General features: G+C 65.4%; 11 protein-coding genes and 1 tRNA gene. 4 read left to right on the forward strand and 8 right to left on the reverse strand.

Annotated features, from left to right (window positions below):
* Nucleotides 1-230 precede the first annotated feature (230 nt).
* The 6 genes from Q7514_RS09715 to aceE all read right to left on the reverse strand — a co-directional run bounded on the left by Q7514_RS09715 (nucleotide 231) and on the right by aceE (nucleotide 8,748).
* The gene (locus tag Q7514_RS09715) at nucleotides 231-1,664 is read right to left on the reverse strand and encodes an acyl-CoA carboxylase subunit beta (RefSeq protein ID WP_330133022.1); all 1,434 of its coding nucleotides are present in this window, start codon (nucleotides 1,662-1,664) and stop codon (nucleotides 231-233) included.
* Between the two features lie 90 nt (nucleotides 1,665-1,754).
* A complete protein-coding gene (locus tag Q7514_RS09720) occupies nucleotides 1,755-3,008 on the reverse strand; it encodes a KasA/KasB family beta-ketoacyl-ACP synthase (RefSeq protein ID WP_330133023.1) in 1,254 nt (417 codons plus the stop codon).
* Nucleotides 3,005-3,283: a meromycolate extension acyl carrier protein AcpM gene (acpM, locus tag Q7514_RS09725; RefSeq protein ID WP_169686267.1), complete on the reverse strand. Its 279-nt coding sequence runs from the start codon at nucleotides 3,281-3,283 to the stop codon at nucleotides 3,005-3,007. The genes Q7514_RS09720 and acpM overlap by 4 nt, the downstream gene beginning before the upstream one ends.
* A gap of 166 nt (nucleotides 3,284-3,449) precedes the next feature.
* On the reverse strand, nucleotides 3,450-4,367 hold the full coding sequence (locus tag Q7514_RS09730) for an ACP S-malonyltransferase (RefSeq protein ID WP_330133024.1): 918 nt from the start codon (nucleotides 4,365-4,367) through the stop codon (nucleotides 3,450-3,452).
* Nucleotides 4,368-4,495: 128 nt separating this feature from the next.
* Nucleotides 4,496-5,779: a PucR family transcriptional regulator gene (locus tag Q7514_RS09735; RefSeq protein ID WP_330133105.1), complete on the reverse strand. Its 1,284-nt coding sequence runs from the start codon at nucleotides 5,777-5,779 to the stop codon at nucleotides 4,496-4,498.
* 98 nt (nucleotides 5,780-5,877) lie between these two features.
* On the reverse strand, nucleotides 5,878-8,748 hold the full coding sequence (gene aceE, locus Q7514_RS09740; protein WP_330133025.1) for a pyruvate dehydrogenase (acetyl-transferring), homodimeric type: 2,871 nt from the start codon (nucleotides 8,746-8,748) through the stop codon (nucleotides 5,878-5,880).
* A gap of 356 nt (nucleotides 8,749-9,104) precedes the next feature.
* Between aceE and Q7514_RS09745 the strand changes: the two genes are divergently transcribed.
* The 3 genes from Q7514_RS09745 to Q7514_RS09755 all read left to right on the forward strand — a co-directional run bounded on the left by Q7514_RS09745 (nucleotide 9,105) and on the right by Q7514_RS09755 (nucleotide 10,135).
* Nucleotides 9,105-9,527 (forward strand): DUF3052 domain-containing protein, encoded by a 423-nt coding sequence (locus Q7514_RS09745; RefSeq protein WP_330133026.1) that lies wholly within the window; start codon nucleotides 9,105-9,107, stop codon nucleotides 9,525-9,527.
* A gap of 37 nt (nucleotides 9,528-9,564) precedes the next feature.
* Entirely contained in the window at nucleotides 9,565-10,029 is a 465-nt protein-coding gene (locus Q7514_RS09750) for a peroxiredoxin (protein WP_330133027.1), read from the forward strand.
* A gap of 34 nt (nucleotides 10,030-10,063) precedes the next feature.
* Nucleotides 10,064-10,135: transfer RNA gene (locus tag Q7514_RS09755), tRNA-Val, on the forward strand.
* Between the two features lie 111 nt (nucleotides 10,136-10,246).
* Here Q7514_RS09755 and Q7514_RS09760 read toward each other — a convergent pair.
* Entirely contained in the window at nucleotides 10,247-11,107 is an 861-nt protein-coding gene (locus Q7514_RS09760; protein ID WP_330133028.1) for an ABC transporter permease, read from the reverse strand.
* On the reverse strand, nucleotides 11,104-12,069 hold the full coding sequence (locus tag Q7514_RS09765; RefSeq protein WP_330133029.1) for an ATP-binding cassette domain-containing protein: 966 nt from the start codon (nucleotides 12,067-12,069) through the stop codon (nucleotides 11,104-11,106). The genes Q7514_RS09760 and Q7514_RS09765 overlap by 4 nt, the downstream gene beginning before the upstream one ends.
* A 106-nt stretch (nucleotides 12,070-12,175) precedes the next feature.
* Between Q7514_RS09765 and Q7514_RS09770 the strand changes: the two genes are divergently transcribed.
* Nucleotides 12,176-12,910: a TetR/AcrR family transcriptional regulator gene (locus Q7514_RS09770; RefSeq protein WP_330133030.1), complete on the forward strand. Its 735-nt coding sequence runs from the start codon at nucleotides 12,176-12,178 to the stop codon at nucleotides 12,908-12,910.
* Nucleotides 12,911-12,930 lie beyond the last annotated feature (20 nt).

Raw genomic sequence — 12,930 nt, forward strand, 5'->3', positions numbered from 1 at the left:
TTAGCCTGCGCGTGGGGACCGGGCATGTGCCCTTCAGTGTTGCCGTGACCACCAGGTCACGAGCACGAGGATCAGACTCGTTCCTCCCATCGGGTCCCTCCGGGCGGCCACCCCTCATTCACCATCTGCGAGGAGGTTAACCACTTCAATGGAACACAGTGGCCGCACCTGATCTCGTTGAGTCGAGCAGGTGGCGAGCATGGTTGTGTGTCTGGTGATCTATTTTCGGATCAGAGCGGGATGTTCTTGTGCCGGCCGCGGCGCGACGGTGCTGCCGCGAGGGCTGCCGCGAGTGTGCTGCGGGTCTTCGACGGCTCGATCATCTCGTCGACCACGCCGATGGTCATCGCCCGGCCGACTCCGCCGGCCAGCGCCTCGTGCTCGGCCGCGAGACGATCGTGCAATGCCTCGCGCTCGTCGTCGGGCGCGGCGGCGAGCGCCTTCTTGTGCAGGATTCCCACCGCAGCCTTCGCGCCCATGACGGCGACCTCCGACTCCGGCCACGCGAACACGGCGGTTGCACCGAGTGCACGCGAGTTCATGGCGATGTAGGCGCCGCCGTAGATCTTGCGGGTCACGAGCGTCACGCGCGGCACCGTGGCTTCTGCGAAGGCATGAAGAAGTTTGGCTCCACGCCGCACGACGCCTTCCCATTCCTGGCTCACGCCGGGCAGGTATCCGGGAACATCGACAACGACGACGAGCGGCACGCCGAATGCATTGCACATGCGCACGAACCGGGCCGACTTCTCGGCGCTCTCGGAATTGAGGCAGCCGCCGAGACGCAGCGGGTTGTTGGCGATGACACCGATGGTTCGACCGCCGAGGCGCCCGAAGCCTGTGACGATGCTGCGTGCCCAGCCGCCCTGGAGTTCTTCGAAACTCGATTCGCCTTCGACGTTGTCGAGCAGCTCGTGGACGATCGGCCGCACGTCGTACGCGCGGCGCGCGGACGCGGGCATCAGCGCACGGAGATCGGTGTCACCGAGCTCGGCGGCGGCAACATCGAACTCGCCTTGCTCCGCGAGCATCGACACGAGGCGGCGTGCGCGATGGAGCGCATCCTCCTGGTCTTCGGCGGCAATGTGCGCGACACCGGACTTCTTGGTGTGGGTGTCCGGTCCGCCGAGCGACTCCATATCGACCTGTTCGCCAGTGACGCTCCGCACCACGTCGGGGCCCGTGACGAACACGCGACCTTCCGGAGCCATGATGACGATGTCGGTGAGAGCCGGGCCGTAGGCGGCGCCGCCCGCGGCGAAGCCGAGGACGACGGAAATCTGAGGGATGTGTCCTGATGCGCGGACCATCGCTTCGAAGACGAGGCCGACTGCGTGGAGCGCTTCGACGCCTTCGGCGAGGCGTGCTCCGCCGGAATGGAACAGCCCGACGATGGGATGTTCGTGCTCGATCGCGGTGTCGATCGCGTGGACGATGTGCCGGCACCCCTCGACGCCCATGGCACCGCCCATGACGGTAGCGTCCGAACAGTAGGCGACGGTGCGCACACCGTCGATGCGGCCTATCGCGGCGAGGACGCCGGAGTTGTCGCGCGGGTGGAGCAGTTCCACCGATCCCGGATCGAACAGCTTCTCGAGGCGGGCCAGCGGATCGCGGGGGTCCACTGCGCTGTCACGCTGGGTGGCTGGATCCAGAATTGTCATCGGGTGCTCCTCGGGCGAAACGCGGTGAGTGGGTGCGGTGGAGGTTCCAGAGCGGAACCTCCACCGCCTGCGCGGCGTATGCCGGTCGGGTCAGGCCCGGCCGAACGCGATGGCGACGTTGTGCCCACCGAAACCGAACGAGTTGTTCAACGCGAAATCGATCTGTCCGTAGCGCGGTTCCCCATGCACCACATCCAGGTCGATATCTGGATCCTGGTTCTCGAGGTTCAGCGTGGGAGGAATGACTCCGTCACGCAGGGCCAGGACCGTGAGTACTGCCTCGAGTGCACCGACAGCGCCGATCGAATGACCGAGTGCGGACTTCGGTGCGTAGATCGCGGCGTGATTTCCCACCGCTGCGCCGATGGCCTTCGCCTCGGCGATGTCTCCGATCGGGGTGGACGTCGCGTGAGCATTGACGTGCCCGATGTCGGACTTGGACAACCCGGCGGTCTCGATTGCGCGGGTCATCGCACGGGCTGCGCCCGTACCTTCCGGATCGGGCGCCACGATGTGGAACCCGTCCGACGTGATGCCGGAGCCGAGGACGCGAGCGTGAATCGTCGCGCCACGTGCCTTGGCGTGCTCCTCCGACTCGAGGACCATCAGTGCGCCGGCTTCGCCGAAGACGAATCCGTCGCGGTCCTTGTCGAAGGGACGGGAGGCGCCCTGGGGGTCGTCGTTGCGGGTGCTCAGCGCGCGCATCATCGCGAAGCTGGCGGTGGCAACCGCATCGAGTCGACTCTCGACCCCGCCGGTGACAACGATGTCTGCGTCGCCCATGGCGATCATCCGGTGGGCGTTCGCGATGGCCTCGGAACCCGACGAACATGCCGAGACGGGAGTCAGGACTCCCGCACGAGCACCGAGTTCGAGACCCACCGTGGCCGAAGGGCCGTTGGGCATGACCATCTGCACCACGAACGGCGACACCTTGCGGTATCCGCCCTCGCGGAGCTTGTCGACGGCGTCGATGAGGGCATCTCCGCCACCGAGGCCTGTGCCGATCACGACACCGAGGCGGTCCTGGTCGACCTCCGGGCTACCGGCGTTCGACCACACCGTGCGGGACAGAGTCAGCGCGAGCCGTTCGACGAAACTCATCCGCCGGATCTCGACCCGCGACAGCGACTCGTCGGGGTCGACCTTCAGCGTGCCGCCGATGCGGACGGGAAGGTCGAAGTCGTCGACGAACCCACTGAGTGTGCCGATCCCACTCTCGCCGGCGAGGAGTCCCTTCCATGTGGCATCCACATCACCCGCGATCGACGTCGTGGTCGCGAGAGCCGTGACGACGACGTTTCGTAGCGTCCGAGGAGAAGGGGAGGTCACGGCAGTGCTCATTCGCCGTCGTTGGTGGCCTGAACGCCCTCGGCCTCGAGCTTCTGGATGTACGAGACAGCGTCACCGACGGTGCGCAGGCTGGCGAGATCCTCGTCGGGAATCTTCACGCCGTACTTGTCCTCGGTCTGAACGGCGATTTCGACCATGGAGAGCGAGTCGATGTCGAGATCGTCCACGAAGGACTTCTCGATGGTCACCTCGGAGGGCTCAATACCGGTGACCTCTTCGATGATCTCCGCGAGACCGGTGATGATTTCTTCCTGGGTGGCGGCCACTTCGTGGCTCCCTTCTTGGGTTTGTCGACGGTGTTGTCGACGGTGTCGTGTGAAACCGGTCCGTACGGATGTCCGTGCCGGTGCCCGGGATGCCCGGGAGTCTTCGTGTACTGATACTCAGTCACTCGGCGCGCTGCATTGTTGTGTGCACAGCGCGCGCAGCAACCTAACCGAGAACCAGCGTTTCGGCCAACGTGTCGATGTCGGCGGGGGTCTCGAGCGCATTGTTGGGGGTGCCTCGCATCTCGCGCTTGGCAATACCCACCAGCGTCCCCGCAGGTGGCAATTCCACCACGGCGGACACCTGAGCGGACTTCAGGTAGGCGGTGCACAGGTCCCAGCGAACAGGTCGGGTGACCTGGGCTGCGATCCGGTCGAGTGCATCTGTCCCGGAAGTGGCGAGTGATCCGTCGAAGTTGGACAGCAGTGGACGCTTCGGATCACTGGGTGTGATCTTCGCCGCTGCCGCTGTGACGGCGGCCTGCGCGGGAGCCATGAAACGGGTGTGGAAGGCACCGGCCACAGGGAGCGACCGGACACGTGCCTTCGCAGGCGGGTTCGCTGCGAGTTCCTCGAGCGCGTCGAGGCGTCCTGCAGCGACGATCTGGCCCGCCGCGTTCATGTTGGCGGGTGTCAGGTCGAGTTCTTCGAGTCGGGCGAGGACCTCGTCCTCGGCGCCGCCGAGGACGGCGGACATCCCGGTGGGTTCGAGAGCGCATGCCTTGGCCATCTCCGTGCCGCGGATCGCAGCGAGAGAAACGGCCTCGTCGGTGGTGATGACGCCTGCGACGGCGGCGGCAGCGAGTTCACCGACCGAATGGCCGGCAGAGATCGTGTCCGCGGCGATCAGCCCACGTGCTTCGAGTGTCTCGAATGCCAGGAGCGCGGTGGCAACGACGAGCGGCTGGGTTACGGCGGTATCGGTGATCTCCTCGGCGGTAGCGGTGGTGCCGAGACGCTCGAGGTCGAGCCCCGACGCCTTCGACCAGAGCTCGAGTCGATCGCGAGCACCGGCCTGCTCCAACCACGGAGCCAGCATTCCTGGTTTCTGAGACCCCTGACCGGGGGAAAGCAGCGAAATCACGATGATCAGAGAACACCCTGAAGGCACTCCTCCGAGATGTCGGTGGGAATGAAAGGTGGGAGCAGGATTTGTAGGGTTCCTACAAATTCCCACGTCGGCGTTCTCCATCGGAAGCTTGCTCGTAACCGTTACGTGTCCTGTTCGCGAATTGTGAATCGAGTGACTGGTGGTGTGGGGGATCTCAGTTCGTTATGTCTTTGTGCCAGACGACCAACGGTTGCTGCGATTCGGAGCACGTACGCATCACGCGGATTTGTCGGGTCCCGACCCGTTACTTCGGTGATTCGCCTCAACCTGTACCGGACGGTATTTGGATGAACAAACAGCTTTCGGGAGCAGGACTCGACAGCACCGCCACTGTCGAGGTATGCGTCCAATGTGTCGGAGAGGGCCGAACCGGCGGCGGCGAGCGGGGCCACGACGTCGTCTTCGAGCGCGGTGATCGCTCCCGGGTCGCCCAGTAGGGCACGTTCGGGTAGCAGCTCGGTCGCGTGCACTGGACGGGGTGCGCCCGGCCAGCCGACGACGGCCTCCATTCCCGCCATCGCCTCGACCGCCGACGCGTGTGCCGACGCGAGCGTCGGCGTGGTCGGGCCGATGACGACGGGATCGTTCGAGAAGCTGTACATGAGCTCCTCCCGGAACGCGACGGCGTCGGGGCCGCCGTGGAGCTCCCCGCTGACCACCATCACGAGATGTTCGCCCTGTACGACCGCCAGTGCCGCGCGACCGTGCGCGCGGGCGATCGTGTGCACTGTCGTCACTGCGGACACGCCCTCCTCGGGCGGGGGAGAGCCGATGAGCACGGTGGCCGGGGCGGTCGCATCCCAGTTGAGGGTCGCGGCACGGGACTGCATGTCGGACCCCGTGTCGCCCCGGACGACGGCGTCGACCACCAGCGCCTCGAGGCGGGTGTCCCAGGCGCCCCGCGACTCCGCAGCGCTCGCGTACACCGACGCGGCCGCGAAACCCAGCTCACGGCCGTACCGGAGGATCGCCTCCGTCAGCGCGATCAGCTGTTCCTCGTTTCGGGCCAAGGCGGGCAGCCACTGTTCGAAGAACTCCATGGCCGCGCGGACCATGTCGACGGTCTGACGGAAGGTGAGCCTGCGCGCCAGATCCTGCGGAATCGCCTGGAAGGCCTCGAGGCTGAAGGTGATGTCGCTGTCGGGATTGCGTACCCATTCGAGGAAATCGACGACCGACGTCTGGATGATCAGCTGAACGTTCGAACGCTGCGACGCATCGAGGTCCGCGAAGAACGGCAACTGTTCCTGCATGACGTGGACGGCTTCGGTGGACATACGCCCCGAGAACTGCTTGACGCGCCGAAGCAGAGCATCGGGCAATGGTGCGCGTTCCGGGCGCTGCGGGGGTATCGGGCGTCCCGCAGGAGCACGCGATGCGCGCATCACCCGGCGCGGTTCCGGCTCGTCGTCCATGCGGTGAACCTACCCGGACGGGTCCGGGTAGGTTCACCGATGCTCGAGATGAGCGCACGCAGTGGAGGTCAGGCGACGCCCGGATCCGAGGTCGGCGCGGCAGCGGCCGCGACATCGTCGATCCGGTACTTCGTCGCTGCTTGGACCGCGCGAGCCGGGTCGATCGCACCCTCACGGCCGAGCGCTGCCAGCACGGCGACGACCGTCGACTCCGCGTCGATGTTGAACACGCGACGCGCTGCAGGACGGGTATCGGAGAACCCGAACCCGTCGGCCCCGAGCACGGTGTAGTCGCCGGGTACCCACTGGCGGATCTGATCGGGCACCGCACGCATCCAGTCGGACACTGCCACGAACGGGCCCGCCGCGTCGTTGAGCACTCGCTGCACGTACGGGACTGCGGGATCCTGGCCGGGGTCGAGCAAGGCCTGACGGTCGCACTCGACACCTTCACGGCGGAGCTCACCCCACGAGGTCACCGACCACACGTCGGCCGAGACACCCCACTCGTCGGCGAGCATCTGCTGGGCGCGCAGCGCCTCGGGCATGATCACGCCTGAGGTGAGGATCTGCGCCTTCGGGCCCGACGCCGCACCTCGCTGGTAGAGGTAGATGCCCTTGAGCAGGCCGTCGACATCGAGGTTCTCGGGTTCTGCCGGCTGTGTGTACGGCTCGTTGTAGATGGTGATGTAGTAGAAGATGTTCTCACCGCCGAAGCCAGGCTCGAGCGTTCCGTCCGCCGCCTTCGTGCCGCCGTACATGCGACGCAGACCGTCGCGCACGATGTGGGCGATCTCGTACGAGAACGCCGGGTCGTAGGTCACGGCCGCAGGGTTGGTGGAGGCGAGAAGCAGCGAGTGCCCGTCGGCGTGCTGCAGGCCTTCACCGGTGAGGGTGGTGCGTCCGGCGGTGGCGCCGAGCACGAAACCGCGCGCCATCTGATCGGCCGCGGCCCACAGGCCGTCTCCGGTGCGCTGGAACCCGAACATCGAGTAGAAGATGTACACCGGGATCATCGGCTCGCCGTGGGTCGCGTACGAAGTACCGACAGCGGTGAACGATGCAGTCGAACCGGCCTCGTTGATTCCCTCGTGCAGGATCTGACCGATCTCGCTCTCCTTGTAGGCGAGCATGAGTTCTGCGTCCACCGAGGTGTACAGCTGGCCGTTGCGGTTGTAGATCTTCAGTGACGGGAACCACGAGTCCATACCGAACGTGCGGGCCTCGTCCGGGATGATCGGCACGATGCGCTTGCCGATCCCCTTGTCACGGAGCAACTCCTTGAGCACGCGCACGACCGCCATCGTGGTGGCGACTTCCTGCTTGCCCGAGCCCTTGCGGACCACGTCGTAGGTCTTCTCCTCGGGCAGCTTCAGCGGCGCCGCGTTCGTACGGCGCTCCGGGAGGAACCCGCCGAGATTCCGGCGACGCTCGAGCATGTACTGGATCTCGGGCGCGTCGAAGCCGGGGTGGTAGTACGGCGGCGCCTTCGGGTCCTTCTCGAGCTCCGCGTCGGAGATCGGAATGCGCTGGACGTCGCGGAAGTACTTGAGGTCTTCGAGGGTGAGCTTCTTCATCTGGTGGGTCGCGTTGCGGCCCTCGAAGTGCTTACCGAGCGTGTAGCCCTTGATGGTGTGGGCGAGGATGACCGTCGGCTGGCCCTTGTGCTCCATCGCGGCCTTGTACGCGGCGTGGATCTTGCGGTAATCGTGCCCGCCGCGCTTGAGATTCCAGATCTGCTGGTCGCTGAGGTGCTTGACCAGTTCCTTGGTGCGCGGGTCGCGCCCGAAGAAGTGCTCGCGGACGAACGCGCCGTCGTTGGCCTTGTAGGTCTGGTAGTCGCCGTCCGGGGTGACGTTCATCAGGTTGACGAGCGCGCCGTCCTTGTCGGCGTGCAGCAGCGAATCCCACTCGCGTCCCCACACGACCTTGATGACGTTCCAGCCCGCGCCGCGGAAGAACGACTCCAGCTCCTGGATGATCTTGCCGTTACCGCGAACCGGGCCGTCGAGACGCTGCAGGTTGCAGTTGACGACGAACGTGAGGTTGTCGAGGCCCTCGGTCGCGGCGACATGTGCGAGGCCGCGCGATTCGGGTTCGTCCATCTCGCCGTCGCCGAGGAAGGCCCACACATGTTGCTGCGAGGTGTCCTTGATGCCGCGATCTTCCAGGTAGTGGTTGAAACGTGCCTGGTATATGGCATTCATCGGGCCGAGGCCCATCGACACCGTCGGGAACTCCCAGAAGTCGGGGAGAAGTCGCGGGTGCGGGTACGAAGGCAGGGCTCCGCCCTTGGCCAGGTGGCTGTGCTCCTGACGGAAACCGTCGAGCTGCTCGGCGGGGATTCGGCCTTCGAGGAAGGCTCGCGCGTAGATGCCGGGCGACGCGTGTCCCTGGATGAAGACCTGGTCGCCGCCACCGGGGTGGTCCTTGCCGCGGAAGAAGTGGTTGAAACCGACTTCGTACAGGGCGGCCGACGAGGCGTAGGTGGAGATGTGGCCACCGACGCCGATGCCGGGGCGCTGTGCACGAGTCACCATGATCGCGGCGTTCCAGCGGATGTAGGCGCGGAAGCGGCGCTCGACCTCTTCGTCACCGGGGAACCACGGTTCGCTCTCGGTGGGAATGGTGTTCACATAGTCGGTCGAGGTCAATGCCGGAATCGAGACGTGGCGCTCGCCGGCGCGCTCGAGCATGCGCAACATCAGGTAGCGAGCTCGGGAAGGTCCGGCAGCGTCGAGCATTCCGTCGAAGGACTCGAGCCATTCGGAGGTTTCCGCCGGATCGATATCCGGCAGGTAGGAAGCCACGCCCTCGCGGATGACCCGAACCCGGTTGCCCGTCGCGGGGGCTGGGGTGTCGGTCGAGGGGCCCGTACCCGAAACGCCGGGTGTGTCGGCGTTCGCTCGGGAGTCGGGTCCGTGGATCAGGTCTGTCAACGTCAGCTCCTCATCGTGGTGGGGCGCGCAGGTGTAGCGCCCACTCCGTAGGCCGGCCCTTGTGGGGGCCAACTCATCGACATCTGAACATGATGCACCCCTCATCTTCCCCCATCGGGCAGGATCGAGCACGACGCGGTCCGGCAGATCGGGCCTGGAACGCGGCCGAGTGGACCCTCTTCGGGGGGTGCGCGTAGCGTCGATCACGAGGATTCTCTGGGAAATCCGGAAGATTCTCCTGGGAATCCCAGCGTTTCGGGTTGCGCTCAGGCGCCCGACCATGTTCGCTTTGATCAATCGCACGTCACACCGGTACGCGGAACATTCCGCGGCCACAAACTTGAGGAGGAACCACCGTGGTCGCCGCGGCGGATGCCAAGAACTACGTTTCGAAGCTCGGTATCAAGCACGACCACGTGGTGCAAGAACTCGGCTGGGACGAGGACACCGACGACGAGTTGCGTGCTGCGATCGAGGAGGTCACCGGCACAGAGTTGCTCGACGAGGACTCCGACGAGGTCGTCGACACCGTGCTGTTGTGGTGGCGGGAGAGCGACGGTGATCTCGTGGACACCTTGATGGATGTCGTGAGCCCCCTTGCCGAGGACGGTGTCGTGTGGGTGCTGACCCCCAAGACCGGTCGCCCCGACCACGTCGAGCCCAGTGAGATCGCCGAATCGGCGACCACCGCCGGCCTGACCCAGACGTCGGCAACCAATCTCGGCGACTGGATCGGCAGCCGGCTGGTGCAGCCGAAGACCGGCCGTCCGCGCCGCTGAACCGCCACTTCCTCCGAATGAAGGACACCAATTACCGATGGCGATCGACGTTGGCGCCGAAGCGCCTGATTTCACCCTGAAGGACCAGAACAACCAGGAAGTCACACTGTCGAGCTTCCGCGGCGCCAAGAACGTCCTGCTGGTGTTCTACCCGCTCGCGTTCACGGGCGTGTGCCAGGGCGAGCTGTGTGCCGTGCGCGACGATCTGCCCACCTTCGAGAACGACGACACCGCGATCCTCGCCGTGTCGGTGGGCGCGTCCCCGACCCACAAGATCTGGTCAGCAGAGCAGGGTTACACCTTCCCGCTGCTGTCGGATTTCTGGCCGCATGGTGAGGTTGCTCAGGCCTACGGCGTGTTCAACGAGAAGCTCGGCTTCGCGAACCGCGGAACGTTCGTGATCGACAAGGCCGGCGTCGTGCAGTTCGCGGAGGAGAACGGGCCCGGAGAGCCCCGTGACCAGCAGGCTTGGGTCCGGGCGCTCGCCGCGCTAAAGTCCTGAGGTGAAATCGGCAGCCTCCGGTTGCCGATTTTTCGGGCGTGTAGCTCAGTGGTAGAGCTCTGGTTTTACACACCAGCGGTCGGGGGTTCGAAACCCTCCGCGCCCACCGATGTCAGTGCAGGGGAAGGGCACCTTCCGGGAAACCGGGAGGTGCCCTTCCTCCATTCGTGGACACACTTCGGACACGCTCCTCGAGTGTGCCCCGCTCGTCGGTGACCTACCGGCTGAGCGCATTGAACTGGCGGACCGCCAACGGTCCGAAGATCAACATGATCACCACAGGCCAGATGATGGCTGCCGGCAGAGCGTGGCCATCGATCCAGTAGGCCGGCTCCAGAAAGTCGATACCCGGGGTCTGGAACAGCTCGCGGATCGCCGTCGCCGTCGACGAGACCGGATTCCACGCCGCGATCGCGCCCAGCCAGCCGGGCATCATTTCCGGAGGTGTGAAGACCGACGAGATGAATCCCAAGGGAAATGCCACTGCGAAGAGCATTCCAGCGGTTTCGGTATTGGTGATGCACAGCCCCAGATAGATGCCCACGAGTATCAACGCCAGTCTCAGCCAGAGCAGCAGCGCGAAGGCCAGCAATGTTGCCCCGAGACTGCCGCCCGATCGCCAGCCGATCAGCAAAGCCACCCCGGCGATGATCACCAGGTCCAGGGCCGCTCGGATGACATCGGACAGTGCACGCCCGGTCACAGGCGCGGAAGGGGACATCGGCATCGACCGGAATCGATCCATGAAGCCCTTCTCCTTGTTGTGGGTCACCGCATAGGCGGTGTCCATGAACCCCAGAGCCATCGTCATGGCAAACATGCCGGGCATGGCGAAATCCACATAGCCTTCGCCGGCGCCCTGGCCGGTGACGTCCATCGCCGACCCGAAAACGTAGACGAACATCAGCACCATCACCACCGGGAAGCCGATTTGCCAGGCAAACGTGCTGGGCTGGCGGATCAGGTGGGTGAATTCTTGGAGCACAATGGTCCAGCAGTCGCGTGCGGCCCAGATCAGACGTGAACCGGTGGTCTCCGGAGCTGCGGTCTCGGCGAGCGCGGGTGTGGTGGTGGTCATCGCGTCTCCTGGAGAGTGCTTTTCGCAGCGGAGGTCAGGTACAGGAATGCCTCGTCGAGAGTCGGACGGCGCAGTCCGATGTCGGCGATGTCGATGTCTTCGGCTCGGATGGCGGCAGCCACCGATGTCAGCGCGGCGACGCCGTCGGGCACCGGGATGCTCAGGCGCCCCTCGGCCTCCTCCACGTCCGCCGCGGCGTCCAGGACCCGGACGATGACCGTGGCGGCCCTGGCCAGTTCGGCCGGGTCGTGGGCAACCAGCTCCAGCCGCTCGTCCCCGATCCGCCGTTTCAGCGCGGCGGGTGTGTCCTCGATGAAGTTCCGGCCCTGGTCGATCACACTGATCCGGTCGCACAGCTTGTCGGCCTCATCCAGATAGTGGGTGGTGAGCAGCACGGTTGTGCCCGCGTCCGCCAGGTTCCGCACTGCCTCCCACACCTCCCGGCGTCCGGCGGGGTCCAGGCCGGTTGTCGGCTCGTCGAGGAACAGGACCTGGGGGGCCAGGATCATCGAGGCTGCGAGGTCGAGCCGGCGGCGCATGCCACCGGAGAATTTCTTGGGTGATCGGCCGGCGGCGTCGGCGAGTCCGAAGATATCCAGCAGCTCGTCGGCGCGGCGCTGAGCGTCCGTCTTGCCGAGCCGGAAGAGTCTGCCGAACATGGTGAGGTTCTGGCGCGCCGTCATCAGGTCGTCCACGGCGGTCTGCTGGCCTGTCAACCCAATTCTGCGGCGGACTTCGCGGGGCTGGTTCGCCACGTCGAATCCCGCCACGCTGGCGGTACCGCCGTCGGCGTCGGTCAGGGTGGCCAGGATTCGTACCGTCGTGGTCTTGCCCGCGCCATTGGGGCCGAGTAGACCGTGGACTGTTCCACGGGGCACGAGGAGGTCGACCCCATCGAGCGCGACCTTGTCTTTGTACCGTTTGATCAGGCCGGTGGCCTGGACGGCCGGTCCTGAGTTCATCTCCGCATCTCCCCTCATTGTTGCGTACGGAGTACGCCATACGATGCACGCAGCACGGTAGCGTACGGTGTGCGCAGTAGGCAAGGCATTAACGCTAGGAGTGCACGTGACCGATCGGAATCCGCTGGCCAGGAGCCTTCAACTGTTGTGGGAAGGCCTTCCTGAGCGGGCGAAGGGTCCGAAGTCCAGGCTCACGCTGGGGCAGATCGTCACCGCCGGCATCGAACTCGCGGATGCCGACGGAATCGAAGCGCTGTCGATGCGAAAACTGGCACAGAAGCTCGACGTGGGCACCATGTCGCTGTATCGCTACGTGCCCTCGAAGGGGGAACTGCTGGACCTGATGCTCGATGCCGTGGTCGGCCCTTCGCAAGCGAGGAGGACCGCCGCTGAGCGGGGATGGCGCGAGTTCTTGGCCACTACCGCTCGTGAGACACGAAAGCTCTACATCACCCACTCGTGGGCCCTGCAGGCGAACTGGAGCCGACCGGTATTGGGGCCCAACAGTGTCGCGGACCTGAATCTGTTCTTCACCGGCGTGAAGAACTTGTCCTCGAGTGACCAGGAGAAGATGAACCTGGCGACGGTGATCGACTCCTACGTCACCGGCACCGTGCGGCAGGAACTCCTGTGGCTCAACGCCTCGTCGGAGTCGGGAATGTCGGACGACGAGTTCTGGACCTACCAGCTGCCCACTTTGAATCGAGTGATGAGCTCGGGACGATTCCCTGCAATGGCAGAGCTGTCCGAGAACACGTTCGATTCCACCTGGGAGGAGAACTTCGAATTCGGGCTCGGGTTGATCCTGGACGGACTCGAGGCGCGGCTGAGGCGACCGTAATTGCGGAGGATGTCGCCCGG

The sequence above is a fragment of the Rhodococcus artemisiae genome (assembly GCF_036327795.1).
In the GTDB taxonomy this organism is placed as follows: Bacteria; Actinomycetota; Actinomycetes; order Mycobacteriales; family Mycobacteriaceae; genus Rhodococcus; species Rhodococcus artemisiae.

Excerpts from the sequence above, each read along its gene's own strand:
- Q7514_RS09715 (WP_330133022.1), bottom strand. The coding sequence starts at position 1,664 with ATGACAATTCTGGATCCAGCCACCCAGCGTGACAGCGCAGTGGACCCC.
- Q7514_RS09720 (WP_330133023.1), bottom strand. The coding sequence starts at position 3,008 with ATGAGCACTGCCGTGACCTCCCCTTCTCCTCGGACGCTACGAAACGTC.
- Q7514_RS09735 (WP_330133105.1), bottom strand. The coding sequence starts at position 5,779 with ATGCGCGCATCGCGTGCTCCTGCGGGACGCCCGATACCCCCGCAGCGC.
- Q7514_RS09750 (WP_330133027.1), top strand. The coding sequence starts at position 9,565 with ATGGCGATCGACGTTGGCGCCGAAGCGCCTGATTTCACCCTGAAGGAC.
- Q7514_RS09760 (WP_330133028.1), bottom strand. The coding sequence starts at position 11,107 with ATGACCACCACCACACCCGCGCTCGCCGAGACCGCAGCTCCGGAGACC.
- Q7514_RS09765 (WP_330133029.1), bottom strand. The coding sequence starts at position 12,069 with ATGAACTCAGGACCGGCCGTCCAGGCCACCGGCCTGATCAAACGGTAC.